Origin of the sequence: Micromonospora tarapacensis, assembly GCF_019697375.1 — a bacterium.
In the GTDB taxonomy this organism is placed as follows: Bacteria; Actinomycetota; Actinomycetes; order Mycobacteriales; family Micromonosporaceae; genus Micromonospora; species Micromonospora tarapacensis.
Genome location: NZ_JAHCDI010000003.1, coordinates 532,702 through 553,278, shown reverse-complemented (window position 1 = coordinate 553,278; position 20,577 = coordinate 532,702). Strand labels below are relative to the sequence as shown.

The window sequence follows — 20,577 nt, the reverse complement described above, 5'->3', positions numbered from 1 at the left end:
AGCAGCCGGGCGGGGCCCCTGTTCGTCGACGGCTACCGTTCGAGCACCACGCGCAGGGCCCTGAGGTCCTCGTCGGTGGGCTGCCAGGCGCCGGCCTCGGCGTTGGCGCGCACCTGCTCGGGCGTGGTGGCTCCGGCGATGACCGAGGTGACCGCCGGCTGGGCGGCCAACCCGCCGATGGCCACGTGCAGCATCGACACGCCCCGCTCGGCGGCGTACGCCCCGATGCCCTCGATGGTGTCCCAGTCGGCGGCGGCCAGGCGTTGGGCGTACCGGCCGCCACCGGCGAGTCGGCTGCCCGCGGGCGGGGCCTCGCCGCGCCGGTACTTGCCGGTGAGCAGCCCGTTGGCCAGCGGGAAGAACGGCAGCATGCCGAGACCGAACCGCTCGCAGGCGGGCAGCACCTCGATCTCGGCGTCCCGGTTGAGCAGGCTGTAGTGGTTCTGCGCGCTGACGAACCGGGTCAGCCCCCGGGTCCTGGCCGTCCAGTCGGCGTCGGCGACCTGCCAGCCGGCGAAGTTGGAGTTGCCCAGGTAGCGCACCTTGCCGGCACGGACCAGGTCGTCCAGCGCGGACAGCGTCTCGTCGATCGGGGTGCCCGGGTCGGGCTCGTGGAACTGGTACAGGTCGATGTAGTCGGTGTCCAGCCGACGCAGTGACGCCTCGACCGCCCGGATCACGTACCGTCGCGAGCCGCGCACCCCGAAGTCCGGTCCGTTGCCACCGCTCATCGACATGCCGAACTTGGTCGCCACCACCACGTCGTCCCGGCGTCCCTTGAGGGCCGCGCCGAGCTGCGCCTCCGACGCACCGTGGGGCTCGCCGTAGATGTCGGCGGTGTCGAAGAAGTTGATCCCGACGTCGAGGGACGCGTCGACCACCGCGCGGGTGCCGTCCGGGTCGAGCTTGCGGCCGAAGTTGTTGCAGCCGATCCCGACGACGGACACCACGAGCCCGGAGTCGCCCAGCCGGCGATAGGTCATCTCAGTCACGAGATCACCATATGTCGCCCCGACCGTGGTCCGCCCACTCGCCGTCGATCAGGCGACGTCCCACACCGGCTCGGGTGTCTCCACCACCTCGCCGTCGCCGCGGAACAGCAGGAACCGGTCGAAGGTGCGGGTGAACCAGCGGTCGTGGGTCACCGCCACCACCGTCCCGGAGAACGCCGAGAGCCCGGCCTCCAGTGCCTCGGCCGAGGCCAGGTCGAGGTTGTCGGTCGGCTCGTCGAGCAACAGCATGGTCGCCCCGGACAGTTCCAGCAACAGCACCAGGAAGCGGGCCTGCTGCCCGCCGGATAGGGTGCCGAACCGCTGGTCGCCCTGCCCGGCCAGCTCGTAGCGGCTCAGCGCGGCCATCGCGGCGTGCCGGTCCATCCCGGCCCGGTGTTCGTCACCCCGCCAGAGGATCTCGACAAGTGTCTTCGCCATCAGCTCCGGCCGGTCGTGGGTCTGGGAGAAGTGGCCGGGCCGCACCCGCGCTCCGAGCCGCGCCACCCCGTCGTGCACCACCGGGGCGAGCGCCGCCGCCGAGTCGACCGGCCCGCTCGCCGGGTCCGGATCCGTCCCGCCCCGGGCCAGCAGGCGCAGGAAGTGGGACTTGCCGGTGCCGTTGGCGCCGAGCACGGCCACCCGGTCGCCGAACCACACCTCCAGGTCGAACGGGTAGGTCAGGCCGTCGAGCGCCACCTGCTCGCAGACCAGGGCACGCTTGCCGGTCCGCCCGCCGGCCAGCCGCATCCGGATGTCCTGATCCTTCGGCGGTACGGGCGGCGGCCCGGCCTCCTCGAACTTGCGCAGCCGGGTCTGCGCCGCCTGGTAACGCGACGCCATCCCGGAGTTGTACGCCGCCTTCTGCTTGTACATCAGCATCAGCTCACGCAGCTTCTGATGTTCCTCGTCCCACCGCTTGCGCTGCTCGTCGAGGCGGTCGTGCCGGGACACCCGCGCCTCGTGCCAGCTGTCGAAGCCGCCCGGATGCACCCACGCGCTGCCACCTTCCACCGCGACGACCCGGTCGGCCGTGTGTGCCAGCAACTCCCGGTCGTGCGACACGTAGAGCACCGATTTGATCGATTCCCGCAGCCGCGCCTCCAGCCAGCGCTTGCCGGGCACGTCGAGGAAGTTGTCCGGCTCGTCGAGCAGCAGCACCTCGTCGGGACCGCGCAGCAGCAGTTCGAGCGCGAAGCGTTTCTGCTGTCCACCGGAGAGGGTGCGGACCGGGCGGTGCCGGGCGGTGTCCCAGGGCAGGTCGAGGACGATGGTGGCGACGGTGTCGAAGAGCACCTCGGCGTCGTACCCGCCGGTCTCGCCCCAGGCGGCCAGCGCGTCCGCGTACGCCAGCTGTGCCTTGCCGGCCGCGGTGCTGTACTTGCCGCGCAGCTCCGCCGCCCGCATGGCCGCCTCGGTGTCGGCCAACCGGCGACCGGCGTCGCGCAGCGCCGGCGGGCCGAGCGACAGGGCCAGGTCGGCCAGCGTCGACTCGTCACCGATCATGCCGATGAACTGGCGCATCACGCCCAACCCACCGGTACGCGCGATCGCGCCGGTGCGCACCGGCAGGTCCCCCGCGACCATCCGCAGCAGTGTCGTCTTGCCGGCGCCGTTCGGTCCGACCAGCGCGACCTTGGCGCCCTCGCCGACCCGGAACGACACCTCGGCGAAGAGTTGCCGCCCGTCCGGCAGGGTATGTCCCACGGCCGCCACGTCCACGTATCCCACGCCGGCATCCTGCCCGAGCCGGGCCGGCCAGCCAACCGATTACCGCCTCAGCGGGTGATCCGGAGCACCCGGAAGCCCTTCTGGCTGGCGTGCCGCCCGACCTGCCAGCCCTGTTCGACCAGCCAGCGCTGCAACGAGTCGCCACCGAGGTGACGGCCCACCACCAGCCAGGCCACCCCCCCGGCGGCCAGTCGGGGCAGCCAGCGCAGCAGCATCCGGTGCAGTTCGTCCTTGCCGACGCGGATCGGCGGGTTGGACCAGATCTGGGCGAACCCGAGGTCGGCGGGCACCTCCTCGGGGGTCGCCACGTGCACCCGGCCGCTGACGCCGAGCCGGGCCGCGTTCGCGGCGGCCAGTCCCCGGGCTCGCTCGTTGACGTCCACCGCCCAGACCGGGGCCGCGGGCGCGACGGTGGCGAGGACGCAGGCGATCGGGCCGAAGCCGCAACCGAGGTCGAGCAGGGGGCCGGTGGTGGCGCGGTCGGGCAGGTCGGCCTTGCGCAGCAGCACGGCGGTGCCCGGGTCGAGGCGGGTGGCCGAGAAGACCCCGGCGGCGGAGGCCAGCGTGTAGTCACGGCCGGCGACGCTGAACTGCACCTCGCGCGCCTGGGCGGCAGCGTTCGGCTCGGCGGTGAAGTAGTGGTCCCCGGTCACGCCGGCCATTCTCGCATCGGGCCGGAGCAGGGCGGAGGCACGGGCTTCCCGCTGGTCCGACACATCCCGCACGGCCTTTCTTCGAAATTACCTACTAAAGGTGATAAGTACCCCTACTCTGGACAACATGGTGTATCGGTACGACTCCGATGAGGACGCATACATCCAGGACCGGGAGGACGAGCCGGCGGGCGAGTTGCCCCGTCCCGGCCCACCGCCCCCGCCGGGCCGTCCCCGTCGCGCTTCCCCGCCCCCTCGCTGGCCCGTCCGAACCAGATCGTGCTGGGCTCGTCGGCACCACCGGCCGATGCCGTCCCCGCGCCGCCGCAGGAACCACCACGCTACGTCGCGGCACCGACCGCACCGGACGACCCGGCCGGCGAGGCGGCGACCGCACCGGATCCGGTCACCGTGGCCACCGCACCGCCACCGCGTCGCGGTGGCCGGGCCTGGCAGGTGCTGATCGGCAGCGCCGCCGTGCTGGTGCTGCTCGCCCTCTGCGGCCTCACCGCCGCCGCCCTGCTCGACGGCCGGCAACTGATCGGGCAGCGGGCCGCCCCCAGCGCCGCACCGGAAACCACCCGGGACGCCGCCGCCGAGGCGAGCGATCTGGACTCCCGGGACACCGACCAGGCGCCGCTGACCGCACGTGAGCTCTTTCCCGACACCACCCTCGTGGTCGGCGACGGCCAGACCGGATACGAGGTGCTGCGCACCCACTCCAGTGCAAGTTGCGCGGTGGCCGCGACCGGAGAGGTGGCGGACCTGCTCGTACGGCTGGGCTGTAACCAGGTGGTCCGGGCCACCCTCCGCACACCGGACGGCGACCACCTGGTCACCACGGGTCTGTTCAACCTGACCGACCGGTCCAGCGCCGAGCGGGCCCGCGACCGGATCCGCCAGTTGCTCGACGAGCGGCAGGGCCGCTTCCGGGGCATGTCGGCGGGTGACGGTAGCGAGGTCGTCGCCACCGCACCCGCCCGGGTCGGCTGGCAGGTACGCGGCCACTACGTCGCCTACGCGGTGGTCGCCCGCGCCGACGGCGCGACGATCCGTTCCGGCGACACCGGCGTCCGCGAGATCCTCTTCGACATGCTGGAGCTACACCTCAACCAGGGCGTGTTGCAGCGGCGGGCGGACGGCGGCACGACCAACCAGCCGACCGAGACGCCCACCGAGGGCACCGGCGATCAGGGCGAGTCCACCGAGGACTGATCCCAGCGGCAGGTCCCGCGCTCAGCTCTCGGCCGGCACCCGCAGCCGTCGGGTCGTCTCGGCCCGGCGGGCGTACTCGGCCGGGTCGTCCGGATAGCCGACCGCCACCAGGGTCAGCCCGTGCGCCGGCGCCACGGTCACCTCGCTGGACCGCTCGCGTCGGGTGAGCAGGCCGGCCGGCCACTGGACCGGCCGCCGACCGTCCCCCGCGACGAGCATGGCGCCGACCAGGCTGCGCACCATCGCCTGGCAGAATGCGTCGGCCTGCACGGTGGCGACCAGGATGCCGTCGGTGTCCCGATGCCAGTCCAGCCGGGTCACCTCCCGCAAGGTGGTCGCGTTCTCCTTGCGCCGGCAGTACGCGGCGAAGTCGTGCTCCCCCACCAGACCGGCCGCCGCGGCGGCGAGCCGGCCGAGTTCGAGGGCGCGGGGCCAGGCAAGGATCTCGTGCCGGCGCAGCGGGTCGGCGCCCCACGCGGCATCGGTCACCCGGTATTCGTAGCGGCGGAAGGTGGCCGAGAACCGGGCGTCGAAGGTGGCCGGCACCGCGCGCATCGCCCGGATCCGCACGTCCGCCGGGAGCAGCCGGGCCAGCCGGCGCAGCAGCCGGCCCTCGTGCGCCCGCCAGACCTCGGCGGGCAGGTCGAGGTGGCAGACCTGCCCGGTGGCGTGCACCCCCGCGTCGGTGCGCCCGGCGACGGTCAACCCGCTCGCGGTGCCGGCACCGAGCACCAGATCCACCGTCTCGACGAGCACCCCGGCGACCGTCCGGCGGTCCGGCTGGGCGGCCCAGCCGGAGAAGCCGGTGCCGTCGTACGCGACGTCCAGCCGCACCCGGGTCCACTCGTCCACGTCCCGCCTCCTCGTGACGAGTCGGGCCCGGCACCCCAGGGGATGCCGGGCCCGACGACGGCCTGGGTCAGGCCTTGCCTTCCTCGGTGGCCAGGTCGCTGTCCTCGCGGGCAGCGGCGGTGTCACCGGATGCCGACTGGGGCGCCTCGGCGTCCTGGTCGGCCGGCCGCGACGCGGGGGCCTCGGTCGGGGCCAGCGCCTCGACCTTGTCCTGCTGGGCGGACTTGCGGGCGGCGGTCTTCTTGTTCGCCTTGGGCTCGGCGACCTGCAGTTCCTCGACCAGCTCGATGATCGCCATCGGTGCGGCGTCACCCTTGCGCGGACCGGTCTTCACGATCCGGGTGTAGCCGCCGTTGCGGTTGGCGTACCGCGGCGCGATCTGGTCGAACAGGCTGTAGACCACGTCCTTGTCCTTGACGACACCCGCCACCCGCCGACGCGAGGCGAGGTCGCCGCGCTTGGCCTTGGTGATGAGCTGCTCGGCGAGCGGACGCAGCCGCCGAGCCTTGGTCTCGGTGGTCTGGATCTTGCCGTGCTGGAACAGCGCAGTGGCCAGGTTGGCCAGCATCAGCCGCTCGTGCGCGGGGCTGCCGCCGAGGCGGGGGCCCTTGGTGGGCGTGGGCATGCTTGGTGCTCCTCAGGTGTGGCGGCAGCGCGGACTAGAGCTGCTCGGTCTCGCGGTAGTCGTCGGTGTCGTATTCGGCCTCACCGAAGGCGTCCACGACATTCGCCGGGTCGAAGTTGGGAGCCGAGTCCTTCAGTCCCAGACCCATCCCGGCGAGCTTCATCTTGACCTCGTCGATCGACTTCTGGCCGAAGTTGCGGATGTCGAGGAGGTCGGCCTCGGTACGCCCGATGAGCTCACCAACGGCGTTGATGCCCTCGCGCTTGAGGCAGTTGTACGAGCGGACGGTGAGGTCCAGCTCCTCGATGGGCAGGGCGAGGTCCGCCGCCAGCTGCGCGTCCTGCGGGGACGGGCCGATGTCGATGCCCTCCGCGGTCTCGTCCAGCTCCCGGGCCAGCCCGAACAGCTCCACCAGCGTCGAGCCGGCCGACGCCAACGCGGTACGCGGGCCCATCGACGGCTTGGTCTCGACGTCGATGATCAGCCGGTCGAAGTCGGTCCGCTGCTCGACCCGGGTCGCCTCGACGCGGTAGGTCACCTTCAGCACCGGCGAGTAGATCGAGTCGACCGGGATCCGCCCGATCTCGGCACCGGCCTGCTTGTTCTGCGCCGCCGTGACGTATCCGCGACCCCGCTCGACGGTCAGCTCCATGTCGAGCCGGCCCTTGCCGTTGAGGGTGGCGAGCTTCAGGTCCGGGTTGTGCACCGAGACACCGGCCGGGGGCTGGATGTCGCCGGCGGTCACGTCGCCCGGGCCCTGCTTGCGCAGGTACATGCTGACCGGCTCGTCGTGCTCGGAGCTGACGCACAGCTCCTTGATGTTCATGACGAGCTCGACCACGTCCTCCTTGACGCCGGGGATCGTGGTGAACTCGTGCAACACACCGTCGATCTTGATCGAGGTGACCGCCGCACCCGGGATGGACGACAGCAGCGTACGCCGCAGCGAGTTGCCCAGGGTGTAACCGAAACCCGGCTCCAGCGGCTCGATGGTGAACCGGGAACGGGTCTCGTTGATCGACTCTTCGGAAAGAGACGGTCGCTGGCTGATGAGCATGTCTTCTCTTCTCTTCCGGGGCGCCCGCTATATGACGCCCACGACACAACCTGTTCCGGTGGCCCACCCCTCGCCAGGGCGGGCCACCGCAACGAGCCCCTACTTGGAGTAGAGCTCGACGATCAGCTGCTCCTGGACCTGGGTGTCGATCACCTGGCGGGCCGGGAGCGAGTGCACGAGGATCTTCATCTGGCTGGGGATGGCCTCGAGCCACGCCGGCACCGCCCGCGAGCCCGCCTGGGCCTGCGCGACGATGAACGGGGTCAGCTCCTTGCTCTTGCCCCGAACCTCGATGATGTCGTGCTCCTTGACGCGGTACGACGGGATGTCGACCTTCTTGCCGTTCACCGTGAAGTGACCGTGCTTGACCAGCTGGCGGGCCATGTCACGCGAGTGCGCGTAGCCGGCCCGGTAGACGACGTTGTCCAGCCGCGACTCGAGGATCTGGAGCAGAACCTCACCGGTCTTGGCCTTCTTGCCTACGGCCTCTTCGTAGTAACCGCGGAACTGCTTCTCCAGCACGCCGTAGACGCGGCGGGCCTTCTGCTTCTCACGGAGCTGGAGCAGGTACTCCGTCTCCTTGGTCCGGCCGCGACCGTGCTGCCCGGGCGGGAACGGCCGGGACTCGAACGGACACTTCGGGCCATCGCACTTGCTGCCCTTGAGGAACAGCTTCATCTTCTCCCGCCGGCAACGGCGGCAGTCTGCACCGGTGTAACGAGCCATCTCTCTCTACCTCTCAGACCCGACGACGCTTGGGCGGACGGCATCCGTTGTGCGGTTGCGGGGTGACGTCGGCGATCTGGCCGACTTCCAGCCCGACTGCCTGCAGCGAACGGATGGCGGTCTCCCGGCCGGAGCCGGGGCCCTTGACGAACACGTCGACCTTGCGCATGCCGTGCTCCATCGCCCGACGCGCGGCGGCCTCGGCGGCCAGCTGCGCGGCGAACGGGGTCGACTTGCGGGAGCCCTTGAAGCCCACCTGGCCCGCGGAGGCCCAGGAGATGACGGCACCGGTCGGGTCCGTGATGGACACGATGGTGTTGTTGAAGGTGCTCTTGATATGCGCCTGCCCGTGGGCGACGTTCTTGCGTTCCTTGCGCCGGACCTTCTTTACGGCGGCTCCGGCACGAGCCTTCGGTGGCATAAGTCTGTGCGCTCCTGAATTTGGTTCTCGATCGGTTCTGGCTCTTCGCCCCGTTGATGCGGTGAACACCGGTTCCGGTTGGAGCCCGGCCTACCTCGGCGGAGAACGACCAGAATTCCGGTTTAAGAACTACTTCTTGCCGGGCTTCTTCTTGCCGGCGACCGTCCGCTTCGGGCCCTTCCGGGTCCGCGCATTGGTCTTGGTCCGCTGGCCACGCACGGGAAGACCCCGGCGGTGCCGGATGCCCGCGTAGCAGCCGATCTCGACCTTGCGGCGGATGTCAGCGGCGACCTCGCGGCGCAGGTCGCCTTCAACCTTGTAGTTGCCCTCGATGTGGTTACGGAGCTGGACCAGCTCCTCGTCCGTGAGGTCCCGGACCCGCTTGTCCGCCGAGATGCCGGTGGCAGCGAGCGTCTCCAGGGCGCGGGTGCGACCCACGCCGAAGATGTAGGTGAGCGCGATCTCCAACCGCTTCTCGCGGGGGAGATCGACGCCGGCTAGACGTGCCATGTGCGGGCGTACTCCTTGTGGTGTCCTGACGGAGGTCTGGACCCGTCCCACCCCGCTACCGGCTTCTCCCGTCACTTCCGGCGCGACTACGCGCCGACGACCGGGATCGGCCGCTGCCCGAGCGGGCCCCGGCCTCCGACCGGGGGTCAACCACGAGAAGGTACGCGCTGCGCACCGCCCGCGGCTGGGACGAGCATGTGTGATGTGTTGTCTGGATCTGCGGGACCGGATCACCTCGACCGACCGTGGCTTGCCCGGTCGACCGGAGTGACTCAGCCCTGGCGCTGCTTGTGGCGCGGGTCGGTGCAGATGACCATGACCCGGCCGTGCCGGCGGATCACCCGGCACTTGTTGCAGATCCTCTTGACGCTCGGCTTGACCTTCACGGTTGCCTTACTTCCCATCTGGCCCGGCGCCACGAGGCGCGACACCGGACGTCGAAGACGGACACAGGACGTTTCCCGGCCGCCGTCAGGCTTACTTGTAGCGGTAGACGATGCGCCCGCGGGTCAGGTCGTACGGCGAGAGCTCGACGACGACCCGATCCTCCGGCAGGATGCGGATGTAGTGCTGCCGCATCTTGCCACTGATGTGAGCCAGCACCTTGTGGCCGTTGGCGAGCTCCACCCGGAACATGGCGTTCGGCAGGGGCTCGATGACCCGACCTTCGATCTCGATGGCTCCGTCTTTTTTCGGCATGTCCTCCGCTGTCCTGACGTCGGTTACTCCGGACGGCTCACAACGCCTTACACGGGCGGGTTGATCAAGATCAGCCGCCCGCGCCAGCCGCGGCTCCGCGACCCACCGAAGCGCTGGTGGGCATGGCAGAGTGGACGCTGTGCGCCGATCAGAAAGTCTACGCCGGTAGGCAGGCCGTCGCCAAACCGACCGGCGATCGGGCGGCGCCGAGTCGGACAAACGTGATGTTCAGCCGGTACCGCCCTGCTCCGAACGCCGTTCCGGCCCGGCGGGGCCGTGTTCGGCGGCCGGTTCGCCCGCCGGGCCGGTCACGCCACCGGCCGCCTCGATCTCGCCGGGTTGCTGCCCGGCGACCGCCTTGCGTTCCCGCTTGAGCGCCCGCTTCGCCGCCCGCTGCCGCCGGCGGCGCTCCCGGTCGGTCGCCCACCGTCGAGGCTCTCCGGTGGCCAGGCCGGTGACGGTACGCACCACCACCACCGCACCCCATGGGCCGGCCACCCAGCCCGGCCAGAAGTACAGCACGTCACCGGCGGCCAACGAGGTGAACGCCCAGATCGCCACGACGATCCCGACGACCTTGAGCCACGGCTCCCAGACCTCGGCCAGCCAGCGCGCGGTCACCCCCGCCCGTCGTCGCCGGGCACCGGCGGCACCGCACCGGCCGCCCTGGGCGCCGGCACCGCACCGGCCGGCGCAGGCAGGTCACCCACCAGGGCATCCAACTCGGCGTACGTGCGGGCGGCGTAGGCTCGCTGCAACCGCTCGTCGTACTCGTGCAGGTCCAGCCTGCCCTCGTCGAGGGCGACCCGGAGCCGTTCGGCCACGGCCTGTCGGTCGGAGTCCGCCGCCCGCATCCCGTCCTGCCCGTCCATGCCGGCAAGCATGCCACCGTGCCGCCAGCCGGGGGTAGCCGGTTCCCGGGTCGCCACGATCGCGGTGCCGATGGCCCGATCCGGTCCGGGCGGCCCGGCCCGCGGGTCAGGATGCGGGTGAGATGCTCGGCTGGCGCGCGGTGACCAGGTCACCCAGGCGGGCCCGCCCGCCGTCGGGGGCGGTCAACACCCACACGCCGTCCGGCAGCAGGGCCATCGTGTGCTCGACGTGCACGGCCCGCGACCCGTCCCGGGTGACGACGGTCCAGCCGTCGGCGAGTTCCACGGTGCGCGGCGAGCCAATGGTGATCATCGGCTCGATGGCCAGCGCCATCCCCGGAACCAGTCGAGGCCCCTTGCCCGGCCGCCCGTGGTTGAGCACATGCGGGTCCTGGTGCATCTCGGTACCGATGCCGTGGCCCCCGTAGCCGTCGACGATGCCGTAGCGCCCGGCCTTGCGTACCGCGGTCTCCACGGCGTGGGAGATGTCGGTCAGCCGGCCCTTGCCGCTCGCCGCACCGCGCGCGGCCGCGGCGATGCCCGCCCACATGGCGTTCTCGGCGACCTCGGCCATCCGCAGCAGCGCCGGATCGACCACACCCACCCCGACGGTGATCGCCGCGTCGCCGTGCCAACCATCGAGCACCGCGCCGCAGTCGACCGAGATGAGATCGCCCTCGGCGAGGACCTGCTCCGGCGCCGGGATGGCGTGCACGACCTGCTCGTTGACCGAGGAGCAGATCGACGCCGGGAAGCCGTGGTAGCCCTTGAACGACGGCACCCCGCCCGCCTCGCGGATGGTCGCCTCGGCGATCCCGTCCAGGTCGGCGGTGCTCACCCCCGGCGCCACCGCCTCCCGCATCCGGCGCAGCGCCTCCGCGACCACCAGGCCCGCAGCACGCATCTTCTCGATCTGCTCGGGGGTCTTCAGCTGGATGTCCAGCTGGGGACGACGCATGGCGGCGCTACCTTTCGTTGCCGAAACAACGGGATACGCCGGGCGTACCCCGCTGTTCGCACTCTATCCGGCTGGTGGCCGGCCCGATTCAGCCCCCGTAGGACCGGAGGGCGTCGATCGCGCGGACCGTCACGTCCTCGACCGGGCCGGTGGCGTCGATGCCGACCAGCTTGCCCTGAGCGCCGTAGTAGTCCACCAGCGGCGCGGTCTTCTCCGCGTACTCGCGCAGGCGGGCGGCGATGGTCTCCGGCTTGTCGTCGTCACGCTGGAACAACTCGGCACCACAGCGGTCGCAGATGCCCTCCCGGTTGGTCGCGTCGAACTCGACGTGCCAGATCTTGCCGCAGCCCCGACAGGTCCGCCGGCCGGAGAGCCGGCGGATCACCTCGTCGTCGTCGACCACCAACTCCAGCACGATGTCCAGCGCCGTCCCCAGGTCCGCGAGGAGCTTGTCCAGTGCGGCGGCCTGCGGGGTGGTACGGGGAAAGCCGTCGAGCAGGAAGCCCTCGGCGGCGTCCGGCTCGGCGAGCCGGTCCCGCACCATGTTGATGGTGACCTCGTCCGGCACGAGCTTCCCGGCATCCATGTAGCGCTTGGCCTCGACACCGAGCGGCGTGCCCTGCGACACGTTGGCCCGGAAGATGTCGCCGGTCGAGATCTTCGGCACGGAGAGGTGCGCGGCGATGAACTCCGCCTGTGTGCCCTTGCCCGCCCCCGGCGGGCCAACCAGAACCAGTCTCATCTACCGCAGGAACCCTTCGTAGTTCCGCTGCATCAGTTGGCTCTCGATCTGCTTGCTGGTTTCGAGAGCCACACCGACCATGATCAGAACAGCGGTGCCGCCGAACGGGAAGTTGAGGTACTGCTGCCGGTCCAGCCAGATGAAGAAGAAGTTCGGCAGGATCGAGATGGTCGCGAGGTACAGCGCGCCCGGCAGCGTGATGCGGCTGAGGATGAAGTCCAGGTAGTCGGCCGTCGGCTTGCCGGGGCGGATGCCCGGCACGAAGCCGCCGTACTTCTTCATGTTGTCCGCGACCTCGGTCGGGTTGAACGTGATCGAGACGTAGAAGTACGTGAAGAAGATGATCAGCAGGAAGTAGACCACGATGTAGATCGGGCTGGTCGGGTCGACCAGGTTGTTCTGGATCCACGCCTGGGTCTTGCCCGGGTCGTTCTGGTCGAAGAACTGCAACGCCAGCTGCGGCAGGTACAGCAGCGACGAGCCGAAGATGACCGGGATCACACCCGCCTGGTTCACCTTGAGCGGGATGTAGGTCGAGGTACCGCCGTACATCCGCCGGCCGATCATCCGCTTGGCGTACTGCACCGGGATCCGGCGCTGCGCCTGCTCGATGAAGGTGACCGCGGTGATGACCACCAGCACCAGGGCGATGACGAGGAAGAACTTCCACCAGCCCTGGCTCTCCTTGATCCGCCAGCCCTCGCTGGGCAGCCGGGCGGCGATCGAGGTGAAGATCAGGACGGACATGCCGTTGCCGACACCGCGATCGGTGATCAGCTCGCCGAGCCACATGACCATGCCGGTGCCGGCGGTCATCGTCATCACCAGGATCGACAGGGTCAGCCAGTCCGGCACACCGGTGCCGGTCGGGATGATCTCCTCGTTGCACTGGTTGTTGAACAGCTGCCCGGAGCGGGCCAGCGCCACGAACGCCGAGGCCTGCAGCACACCCAGGCCCAGGGTCAGATAGCGGGTGTACTGGGTGATCTTCGCCTGGCCGGCCTGGCCCTCCTTGCGGAGCTGCTCCAGCCGGGGGATGACCACCGTCAGCAGCTGCAGGATGATCGACGCGGTGATGTAGGGCATGATGCCCAGCGCGAAGATCGACAGTTGCAGCAGCGCGCCACCGGAGAAGAGGTCGAGGAGGTTCAACACCCCGGTCGAGCCCTCGATGGTTTCCAGACACTTCTGCACGTTGCCGTACGAGACGCCTGGGCTGGGCACTGTGGCGCCGAGCCGGTAGATCGCGACGATGCCTACTGTGAACAGCAGCTTCTTGCGCAGGTCAGGCGTACGGAACGCACTGAGAAAGGCGGACAGCAACTTCTTCCTCCTGCGCGAGGCGGGCCGCCGGTCATCCCTGGCGGATCGGGGTGGGTGCCGGGCAGGTGCCCGATATCCATGGCTGGGAAGGGACTCTAACAGCCCGATCCCGGTCCGGGCAGATGTGCCCGGCTACATAAACCGAATCCGATGTTACCGGGCGCACTCGCCCGGCGTAGACCGTGGCGCCCGCCAGCTGGGATCAACTGGCGGGCACCACGGGTCGCACAGCCCTACAGCTCGGTGACCGAGCCGCCGGCGGCCGAGATCTTCTCCTTGGCCGACGCGCTGAACGCGTGCGCCGACACCTGGAGCGTCACACCGCCGAGGTCCCCGGTGCCGAGAACCTTCACCGGCTGACCCTTGCGGACCGCGCCGGCCTCGACCATCTCGGCCGGGCCGATCTGGCCGCCCTCGGGGAACAGCTCGGCCAGGCGGTCCAGGTTGACAACCTGGAAGACCACCTTGAACTTGTTCTTGAAGCCCTTCAGCTTCGGCAGGCGCATGTGGATGGGCATCTGCCCACCCTCGAACGCCGCCGAGATGTTCTTCCGGGCCTTGGAGCCCTTGGTACCGCGGCCGGCGGTCTTGCCCTTGGAGCCCTCACCGCGACCCACGCGGGTCTTCGCGGTCTTGGCCCCCGGCGCCGGGCGCAGGTGGTGGACCTTGATCGTCATTACTCGACCTCCTCGACCTTCACGAGGTGGCTCACCTTGAAGATCATGCCGCGAATCTCGGGCCGGTCCTCCTTGACCACCACGTCGTTGATCCGCTTGAGACCGAGCGAACGCAGCGACTCACGCTGGTTGTGCTTGGTCCCGATCTCGGAACGCATCTGGGTGACCTTGAGACGTGCCATCAGGACGCCACCCCCGCCCGCGACGCCAGCATCGCGGCCGGCGCCACGTCCTCCACCGGCAGGCCTCGCCGGGCGGCAACGGCCTCCGGGGACTCGAGCCCCTTCAGCGCAGCCACGGTGGCGTGCACGATGTTGATCGGGTTCGACGAGCCGAGACTCTTGGAGAGCACGTCGTGGATGCCCGCGCACTCCAGCACGGCACGGACCGGGCCACCGGCGATGACACCCGTACCGGCGGAGGCCGGCTTGAGCAGCACCACCCCGGCGGCGTCCTCGCCCTGCACCGGGTGCGGGATCGACTGACCGATCCGCGGCACCTTGAAGAAGTGCTTCTTGGCCTCCTCGACACCCTTGGCGATCGCCGCGGGCACCTCCTTGGCCTTTCCGTAGCCCACACCCACGGTGCCGTCGCCGTCGCCCACGATCACCAGGGCGGTGAAGCTGAAGCGACGACCACCCTTCACGACCTTGGCGACGCGGTTGATCGCGACGACCCGCTCGAGGTGCGGCGTCTTCTCGGCGGGCGCGTTTCCGCGACCGCCCTCACGGCGGTTGTCGCGGCGACCACCTTCGTTGCCACCGGACCCGCCGCCACGGCGCTGTTGACCTGGCATCAGCAGCCTTCCTTCTCTCTCGTGACGGGGATTGTCAGAACTCGAGCCCGGCTTCGCGGGCGGCGTCCGCAAGCGAGGCGACCCGCCCCGCGTACCGGTTGCCACCTCGGTCGAAGACGACCTTGGAGATGCCGGCGGCCTTGGCGCGCTCGGCGAGCAGCGCACCGACCTTGCCGGCCAGGGCGCTCTTGTCGCCCTCCGTACCGCGCAGCGAGGCATCCAGGGTCGAGGCCGACGCCAGGGTGTGCCCCTTGGTGTCGTCCACGATCTGGGCGACGATGTGCCGCAGCGAACGGGTGACCACCAGGCGGGGACGCTCGGCGGTGCCGCTGACGTTCTTGCGGACCCGGAAGTGCCGACGCGCACGCCCGACGGCACGCTTGGCGGCGACGCCGCGGCGGCGCTTGAGCAGCGTGGCGCTCACTTCTTACCTGCCTTTCCAGCCTTGCGTCGGATGATTTCGCCCTGGTATTTCACGCCCTTGCCCTTGTAGGGCTCCGGCGGGCGAATCTTCCGGATGTTGGCGGCGATCTCACCGACGAGTTGCTTGTCGATGCCGGCCACGTGGAACAGCGTGGGCCGCTCCACCGTGAAGGTGATGCCGTCCGGGGCCTGCACCAGCACCGGGTGCGAGAACCCGAGCGCGAACTCGAGATCCTTGCCCTTGGCGGTGACCCGGTAACCCGTGCCGGCGATCTCCAGGCTCTTGCGGTAGCCCTCGGTGACCCCGACGATCATGTTGGCGACCAGGGTACGGCTCAGGCCGTGCAGTTCCTTGGCCTTGCGCTCGTCGTTCGGGCGGTTGACGTTCAACTGCCCGTCCTCGGCCCGCTCGATGGTGATCGGCTCGGCCAGGGTGTGCGACAACTCGCCCTTGGGGCCCTTGACCTTGACGGTCTGGCCGTCGATCATCACGTCGACGCCGGATGGCACCGGGATCGACTTACGTCCAATACGCGACATTTCTACCTGTCTCCCGTTACCAGACGAAGGCGAGGACTTCCCCGCCAACGCTCCGCTTGCGGGCCTGCCGGTCGGTGAGCAGCCCCTGGGACGTCGAAATGATCGCCACGCCCAGCCCGCCGAGCACCCGGGGGAGCCCGTCCGACTTGGCGTACACCCGCAGACCGGGCTTGGAGACGCGCTTGATGCCGGCCAGGCTCCGCTCCCGGTTCTGGCCGTACTTCAGCTCGACGACCAGTCGCTTGCCGACGGCACCCTCCTCGGGCTCCTCGACTGACCAGGTGGCGATGTAGCCCTCGGACTTGAGGACCTCGGCGATGTTCGCCTTGATCTTCGAGTAGGGCATCGTCACCTGGTCGTGGTACGCCTGGTTGGCGTTACGCAGACGCGTGAGCATGTCTGCGATCGGGTCGGTCATCGTCATGAAACTCGTCAACCTTTCTCGCCGGGGTTCCCGCGGCTTGCGCCCACAGGCCTACGGCGAAGAGACAGTCCAGCTAACGCGCGGAGCGCGCCGGGCTATTACCAGGAAGCCTTGGACACGCCGGGCAGCTCACCGCGGTGGGCCATCTCCCGGATACACACCCGGCAGAGCCCGAACTTGCGGTAGACCGCCTTGGGACGCCCGCACCGCTGGCAGCGGGTGTACGCGCGAACCGAGAACTTCGGCTTCGCGGCCGCCTTGAGGATCAGCGCCTTCTTGGCCATCTCAGTTCTCCTTGAACGGGAAGCCCAGGAGCTTCAGCAGCGCCCGGCCCTCGTCGTCGGTCGTGGCGGTCGTGACCACCGTGATGTCCATGCCCCGCTGGCGATCGATCTTGTCCTGATCGATCTCGTGGAACACCGACTGCTCGGTCAGACCGAACGTGTAGTTGCCGTGCCCGTCGAGCTTGCGCCCGTCGAGGCCGCGGAAGTCACGGATACGCGGCAGCGCGATCGACAGCAGCCGGTCCAGGAACTCCCACATCCGGTCGCCGCGCAGGGTCACCTTCGCGCCGATCGGCATGCCCTCGCGGAGCTTGAACTGCGCGATGGACTTCTTCGCCCGCCGGACCTGTGGCTTCTGGCCGGTGATGGTGGCCAGGTCACGGACCGCCCCGTCGATGAGCTTGGCGTCGCGAGCGGCCTCGCCGACACCCATGTTCACCACGATCTTGACCAGGCGCGGCACCTGCATCGCGTTGCCGTAGTCGTGCTGCTCGCGCAGCTTGGCCGCGATCTCGTCGCGGTACCGCTCCTTGAGGCGCGGCATGGTCTTGGTTTCGGTAGCCGTGGTCATCACAGGTCCTTACCGGTGCTACGCGCGATGCGAACCTTCTGGCCGTTCTCGTCGACCCGGTAGCCGACGCGGGTCGGCTTGCCGTCGGAGTCCACGACCATCACGTTCGAGACGTGGATCGGGGCTTCCTGGGTGACGATGCCACCGGTCTTGGCGCCACGCTGAGTGGTACTGATGCGGGTGTGCTTCTTGACCCGGTTCACGCCCTCGACCAGGACCTTGTCCTGCCGCGGGTAGGCCGCGATGACCTTACCCTTGGCACCCTTGTCCTTGCCGGCGATGACGACGACCGTGTCGCCCTTCTTGACCTTCATGCCCGCACCTCCCTCCGGTCGGCGCGCGCCTGAAGCTTGCACCTACTGAGCCTGCTGGTTCGCTCGCTCCGCTCGCTCACGGTCACAACACCTCCGGCGCGAGAGAGATGATCTTCATGAACCGCTTGTCCCGCAGCTCCCGCCCGACCGGGCCGAAGATGCGGGTACCGCGCGGGTCCCCACCGTCCTTGATGATGACGGCGGCGTTCTCGTCGAAGCGGATGTACGAACCGTCCGGCCGCCGCTTCTCCTTGGCGGTACGGACGATGACGGCCTTGACGACGTCGCCCTTCTTGACACCGGCACCCGGGATCGCGTCCTTGACGGTCGCGACGATGACGTCGCCGATGCTCGCGTAGCGCCGACCGGAGCCACCGAGAACCCGGATGCACAGGATCTCCCGGGCACCCGTGTTGTCGGCGACACGCAGTCGCGACTCCTGCTGAATCACGTCTATCTCCTATGTCTGCCGGTTCTCCGGCCGCCTGGGCGGCCGGAGCCTGGCGGAACCTGCGCCCGACCGATCTCGGCCGAGCTCGAGCCTTCGCTACTTGGCCTTCTCGAGGATCTCCACGAGCCGCCACCGCTTGGTGGCGGACAGCGGCCGGGTCTCCATGATCAGGACCCGGTCGCCGATGCCGGCGGAGTTCTGCTCGTCGTGGACCTTGAGCTTGCTGGTCCGGCGCATGATCTTGCCGTACAGCGCGTGCTTGACCCGGTCCTCGACCTCGACCACGACGGTCTTTTCCATCTTGTCGCTGACCACGAGGCCCTCACGCACCTTGCGGCGGCCCCGCGCGCGCTGAACGCTCGCGGTGGTGTTCTCGCTCATGCTCGAGCTCCCTTACGCTTGCTTCGCTCGCTCACGAAGTCACCTCAGTCGGCGCGGCCGAGAGCCCCAGCTCACGCTCACGCATGATCGTGTAGATCCGGGCGATCTCCCGACGGATGACCTGCAGCCGCCGGTTGTTGTCCAGCTGCCCGGTTGCGGCCTGCACGCGGAGGTTGAACAGCTCCGCCTTGGCCTCACGCAGCTTCGTGACCAGCTCCTCCTCGGAGAGCTCACGCAGCTCGGAAGGCTTGACGCCCGCTGCCATCAGGATTCACCCACTTCGCGCGTAACAATCCGGCACTTCATCGGGAGCTTGTGGATCGCGCGACGCATCGCCTCTCGCGCGATCTGCTCGTTCGGGAAGGACATCTCGAAGAGGACCCGCCCGGGCTTGACGTTGGCGACCCACCACTCGGGCGAACCCTTACCCGAACCCATCCGGGTTTCCGCCGGCTTCTTGGTGAGGGCCTGGTCCGGGAAGACGGTGATCCAGACCTTGCCGCCACGCTTGATGTGGCGGGTCATCGCGATACGCGCCGACTCGATCTGCCGGTTCGTCACGTACGCCGACTCGAGAGCCTGGATCCCGAACTCGCCGAACACCACCCGGTTACCACCCTTGGACGCGCCGCTGCGGTCCGGGTGGTGCGGCTTGCGGAAGCCCTTCGGGGGCTTGCGCGGCATCAGCATCTGTCAGCCCTCCTGCTGCGTTTCTGCCGGAGCCGTAGCGGCGGAAGCAACAGCAGCGCTGTCGACTGGCTCGCCACTCGGCGTCTCGGCCTGCTGTGCGACGGTCGTCGCGGCAGCCCGGCCGGCCTCGGTGCCACCGGAGGTCGTACCGGACGAACCGGAGCGACCACGGCGGGGCCGCTCGGGGCGGTCGCCACGCTCCCGGCGCGGACGCGACGGCGCCTCGGCCGGAGTCTCCCGACCCGGCACCGCGTCGCCCTTGTAGATCCAGACCTTCACGCCGATGCGGCCGAAGGTGGTGCGGGCCTCGAAGAAGCCGTACTCGATGTTGGCCCGCAGCGTGTGCAGCGGGACCCGACCCTCGCGGTAGAACTCCGTGCGGCTCATCTCGGCGCCACCGAGGCGGCCCGAAACCTGCACTCGGATGCCCTTGCACATCGGGTTCTTCATCGCCGACTGCATCGCCTTGCGCATCGCCCGACGGAAGCTGACCCGGCTGGAGAGCTGCTCGGCCACACCCTGTGCGACCAGCTGCGCGTCCGACTCGGGGTTCTTCACCTCGATGATGTTCAGCTGAACCTGCTTGCCGGTGAGCTTCTCCAACTCGCCGCGGATCCGGTCGGCCTCCGCGCCCTTACGGCCGATGACGATGCCCGGCCGGGCGGTGTGGATGTCGACGCGGACCCGGTCGCGGGTGCGCTCGATGTCGACCTTCGAGATGCCGGCGCGCTCCAGGCCCTTGGACATCATCCGGCGGATCTTCACATCCTCGCCGATGTAGTCCTTGTAGAGCTTGTCCGCGAACCAGCGGGACTTCCAGTCGGTCGAGATGCCGAGCCGGAACCCGTGCGGGTGAACCTTCTGACCCATTACTCGGCGCCCTCCGTGTTGCTCTGCGTCTCGGCCGGCGCGGTCTGCTCCGCCGGGGCCGACTTCTTCGCCGACTTCTTCGGCGCGGCCGGCGCGACCGCCTCGACCACCACGGTGATGTGGCAGGTGCGCTTACGGATCCGGTACGCCCGGCCCTGCGCCCGTGGCTGGAACCGCTTCATGGTCGGGCCCTCGTCCACGAACGCCTCGCTGACGAGCAGCGCGTCGGGGTCCAGCCGCTCGTTGTTCTCCGCGTTGGCGATCGCGCTCGCGAGCACCTTGTACACCTGCTCGCTCGCAGCCTGCGGCGCGAACTGCAGCACCGTGAGAGCCTCCTTCGCGGGCAGGCCGCGGACGAGGTTGACCACCCGGCGCGCCTTCATCGGCGAGATGCGCACATACCGCGCAACCGCCCGCGCGCCCGGAAGCACCGGAGCGTCGCCCTTTCCTGGCATCGCTGTAACCCCTTGATCCTCTATCCGTATGCCCGCGGCGTCAGCGCCGGCGGCTCTTCCGGTCGTCCTTCTCGTGACCCTTGAACGTGCGGGTCAGCGCGAACTCGCCGAGCTTGTGCCCGACCATGGCCTCGGTCACGAACACCGGGACGTGCTTGCGTCCGTCGTGTACGGCGATCGTGTGCCCGAGCATGTCCGGGATGATCGTCGAGCGCCGAGACCAGGTCTTGATGACGTTCTTGGAGCCCTTCTCGTTCTGCGTCTCCACCTTCTTGAGCAGGTGGTCGTCGATGAACGGGCCCTTCTTCAGGCTGCGAGGCATGTCTTA

31 protein-coding genes and 1 pseudogene are annotated in these 20,577 nt (G+C 69.4%); 1 reads left to right on the top strand and 31 read right to left on the bottom strand.

The genetic code is table 11. The features are described from left to right. Positions 1-32: 32 nt before the first annotated feature. Genes KIF24_RS03530 through KIF24_RS03520 form a run of 3 tightly spaced genes read right to left on the bottom strand, consistent with a single transcriptional unit; the run spans position 33 to position 3,373 of the window. Complete coding sequence (locus tag KIF24_RS03530; protein ID WP_221083155.1) at positions 33-983, bottom strand: aldo/keto reductase; 951 nt, start codon at positions 981-983, stop codon at positions 33-35. A 57-nt stretch (positions 984-1,040) separates the two neighbouring features. Then, complete coding sequence (locus tag KIF24_RS03525; protein ID WP_221082734.1) at positions 1,041-2,720, bottom strand: ABC-F family ATP-binding cassette domain-containing protein; 1,680 nt, start codon at positions 2,718-2,720, stop codon at positions 1,041-1,043. Positions 2,721-2,767: 47 nt separating this feature from the next. Then, positions 2,768-3,373 (bottom strand): class I SAM-dependent methyltransferase, encoded by a 606-nt coding sequence (locus KIF24_RS03520; RefSeq protein WP_221082733.1) that lies wholly within the window; start codon positions 3,371-3,373, stop codon positions 2,768-2,770. Between the two features lie 279 nt (positions 3,374-3,652). Between KIF24_RS03520 and KIF24_RS03515 the strand changes: the two genes are divergently transcribed. Next, positions 3,653-4,588 carry a hypothetical protein gene (locus tag KIF24_RS03515; RefSeq protein ID WP_221082732.1) on the top strand — a complete coding sequence of 312 codons (936 nt, stop codon included), beginning with the start codon at positions 3,653-3,655 and terminating at the stop codon, positions 4,586-4,588. Between the two features lie 21 nt (positions 4,589-4,609). On the opposite strand, the gene truA is transcribed toward KIF24_RS03515, so the two are convergent. The 28 genes and pseudogenes from truA to rpsS form a co-directional block, all read right to left on the bottom strand. Next, positions 4,610-5,440 (bottom strand): tRNA pseudouridine(38-40) synthase TruA, encoded by an 831-nt coding sequence (gene truA, locus KIF24_RS03510; RefSeq protein WP_221082731.1) that lies wholly within the window; start codon positions 5,438-5,440, stop codon positions 4,610-4,612. Positions 5,441-5,507: 67 nt separating this feature from the next. After that, positions 5,508-6,065, bottom strand: a complete 558-nt coding sequence (gene rplQ, locus KIF24_RS03505; protein WP_221082730.1) for a 50S ribosomal protein L17 — start codon at positions 6,063-6,065, stop codon at positions 5,508-5,510. A 34-nt stretch (positions 6,066-6,099) separates the two neighbouring features. Beyond that, entirely contained in the window at positions 6,100-7,122 is a 1,023-nt protein-coding gene (locus KIF24_RS03500) for a DNA-directed RNA polymerase subunit alpha (protein ID WP_221082729.1), read from the bottom strand. 99 nt (positions 7,123-7,221) lie between these two features. Further along, on the bottom strand, positions 7,222-7,848 hold the full coding sequence (gene rpsD / locus KIF24_RS03495; RefSeq protein WP_221082728.1) for a 30S ribosomal protein S4: 627 nt from the start codon (positions 7,846-7,848) through the stop codon (positions 7,222-7,224). A 13-nt stretch (positions 7,849-7,861) separates the two neighbouring features. Beyond that, positions 7,862-8,269: a 30S ribosomal protein S11 gene (gene rpsK, locus KIF24_RS03490; protein WP_030329919.1), complete on the bottom strand. Its 408-nt coding sequence runs from the start codon at positions 8,267-8,269 to the stop codon at positions 7,862-7,864. 129 nt (positions 8,270-8,398) lie between these two features. Further along, positions 8,399-8,779 (bottom strand): 30S ribosomal protein S13, encoded by a 381-nt coding sequence (rpsM, locus tag KIF24_RS03485; protein ID WP_221082727.1) that lies wholly within the window; start codon positions 8,777-8,779, stop codon positions 8,399-8,401. A 272-nt stretch (positions 8,780-9,051) separates the two neighbouring features. Next, on the bottom strand, positions 9,052-9,165 hold the full coding sequence (gene rpmJ / locus KIF24_RS03480; RefSeq protein ID WP_012184307.1) for a 50S ribosomal protein L36: 114 nt from the start codon (positions 9,163-9,165) through the stop codon (positions 9,052-9,054). Between the two features lie 91 nt (positions 9,166-9,256). Beyond that, on the bottom strand, positions 9,257-9,478 hold the full coding sequence (gene infA / locus KIF24_RS03475) for a translation initiation factor IF-1 (RefSeq protein ID WP_007073013.1): 222 nt from the start codon (positions 9,476-9,478) through the stop codon (positions 9,257-9,259). A gap of 360 nt (positions 9,479-9,838) precedes the next feature. Beyond that, positions 9,839-10,350: pseudogene (locus tag KIF24_RS34290) on the bottom strand (DUF1707 SHOCT-like domain-containing protein); the annotation flags it as partial. A 106-nt stretch (positions 10,351-10,456) separates the two neighbouring features. Next, on the bottom strand, positions 10,457-11,308 hold the full coding sequence (map, locus tag KIF24_RS03465; protein WP_221082726.1) for a type I methionyl aminopeptidase: 852 nt from the start codon (positions 11,306-11,308) through the stop codon (positions 10,457-10,459). Positions 11,309-11,396: 88 nt separating this feature from the next. Continuing rightward, entirely contained in the window at positions 11,397-12,050 is a 654-nt protein-coding gene (locus KIF24_RS03460) for an adenylate kinase (protein WP_221082725.1), read from the bottom strand. Further along, positions 12,051-13,373 (bottom strand): preprotein translocase subunit SecY, encoded by a 1,323-nt coding sequence (gene secY / locus KIF24_RS03455; RefSeq protein ID WP_221082724.1) that lies wholly within the window; start codon positions 13,371-13,373, stop codon positions 12,051-12,053. It lies immediately after the preceding gene. 233 nt (positions 13,374-13,606) lie between these two features. Continuing rightward, entirely contained in the window at positions 13,607-14,050 is a 444-nt protein-coding gene (gene rplO, locus KIF24_RS03450) for a 50S ribosomal protein L15 (protein ID WP_221082723.1), read from the bottom strand. Then, on the bottom strand, positions 14,050-14,232 hold the full coding sequence (rpmD, locus tag KIF24_RS03445; RefSeq protein WP_221082722.1) for a 50S ribosomal protein L30: 183 nt from the start codon (positions 14,230-14,232) through the stop codon (positions 14,050-14,052). The genes rplO and rpmD overlap by 1 nt, the downstream gene beginning before the upstream one ends. Beyond that, the gene (gene rpsE / locus KIF24_RS03440) at positions 14,232-14,846 is read right to left on the bottom strand and encodes a 30S ribosomal protein S5 (protein ID WP_221082721.1); all 615 of its coding nucleotides are present in this window, start codon (positions 14,844-14,846) and stop codon (positions 14,232-14,234) included. The genes rpmD and rpsE overlap by 1 nt, the downstream gene beginning before the upstream one ends. A gap of 34 nt (positions 14,847-14,880) precedes the next feature. Further along, positions 14,881-15,270: a 50S ribosomal protein L18 gene (gene rplR, locus KIF24_RS03435; RefSeq protein WP_221082720.1), complete on the bottom strand. Its 390-nt coding sequence runs from the start codon at positions 15,268-15,270 to the stop codon at positions 14,881-14,883. After that, entirely contained in the window at positions 15,267-15,809 is a 543-nt protein-coding gene (rplF, locus tag KIF24_RS03430; RefSeq protein ID WP_221082719.1) for a 50S ribosomal protein L6, read from the bottom strand. Before rplF ends, rplR begins: the two co-directional genes overlap by 4 nt. 16 nt (positions 15,810-15,825) lie before the next feature. Beyond that, positions 15,826-16,233, bottom strand: a complete 408-nt coding sequence (gene rpsH / locus KIF24_RS03425; RefSeq protein WP_091444025.1) for a 30S ribosomal protein S8 — start codon at positions 16,231-16,233, stop codon at positions 15,826-15,828. Positions 16,234-16,331: 98 nt separating this feature from the next. Beyond that, positions 16,332-16,517, bottom strand: a complete 186-nt coding sequence (locus tag KIF24_RS03420; RefSeq protein ID WP_007073023.1) for a type Z 30S ribosomal protein S14 — start codon at positions 16,515-16,517, stop codon at positions 16,332-16,334. 1 nt (position 16,518) lies between these two features. Next, positions 16,519-17,088 (bottom strand): 50S ribosomal protein L5, encoded by a 570-nt coding sequence (gene rplE, locus KIF24_RS03415; RefSeq protein ID WP_221082718.1) that lies wholly within the window; start codon positions 17,086-17,088, stop codon positions 16,519-16,521. After that, complete coding sequence (gene rplX, locus KIF24_RS03410) at positions 17,088-17,402, bottom strand: 50S ribosomal protein L24 (protein ID WP_221082717.1); 315 nt, start codon at positions 17,400-17,402, stop codon at positions 17,088-17,090. The genes rplE and rplX overlap by 1 nt, the downstream gene beginning before the upstream one ends. 82 nt (positions 17,403-17,484) lie before the next feature. Continuing rightward, on the bottom strand, positions 17,485-17,853 hold the full coding sequence (gene rplN / locus KIF24_RS03405; RefSeq protein ID WP_015619002.1) for a 50S ribosomal protein L14: 369 nt from the start codon (positions 17,851-17,853) through the stop codon (positions 17,485-17,487). A gap of 96 nt (positions 17,854-17,949) precedes the next feature. Continuing rightward, on the bottom strand, positions 17,950-18,234 hold the full coding sequence (rpsQ, locus tag KIF24_RS03400) for a 30S ribosomal protein S17 (RefSeq protein WP_221082716.1): 285 nt from the start codon (positions 18,232-18,234) through the stop codon (positions 17,950-17,952). A 31-nt stretch (positions 18,235-18,265) separates the two neighbouring features. After that, on the bottom strand, positions 18,266-18,499 hold the full coding sequence (gene rpmC / locus KIF24_RS03395; protein WP_018784554.1) for a 50S ribosomal protein L29: 234 nt from the start codon (positions 18,497-18,499) through the stop codon (positions 18,266-18,268). After that, positions 18,499-18,924: a 50S ribosomal protein L16 gene (gene rplP / locus KIF24_RS03390; RefSeq protein ID WP_221082715.1), complete on the bottom strand. Its 426-nt coding sequence runs from the start codon at positions 18,922-18,924 to the stop codon at positions 18,499-18,501. The genes rpmC and rplP overlap by 1 nt, the downstream gene beginning before the upstream one ends. Positions 18,925-18,927: 3 nt before the next feature. Continuing rightward, entirely contained in the window at positions 18,928-19,794 is an 867-nt protein-coding gene (gene rpsC / locus KIF24_RS03385) for a 30S ribosomal protein S3 (protein ID WP_221082714.1), read from the bottom strand. After that, positions 19,794-20,249 (bottom strand): 50S ribosomal protein L22, encoded by a 456-nt coding sequence (gene rplV, locus KIF24_RS03380; protein WP_221082713.1) that lies wholly within the window; start codon positions 20,247-20,249, stop codon positions 19,794-19,796. The genes rpsC and rplV overlap by 1 nt, the downstream gene beginning before the upstream one ends. 40 nt (positions 20,250-20,289) lie before the next feature. Further along, positions 20,290-20,571 carry a 30S ribosomal protein S19 gene (gene rpsS / locus KIF24_RS03375; RefSeq protein WP_067359615.1) on the bottom strand — a complete coding sequence of 94 codons (282 nt, stop codon included), beginning with the start codon at positions 20,569-20,571 and terminating at the stop codon, positions 20,290-20,292. Positions 20,572-20,577: the final 6 nt, after the last annotated feature.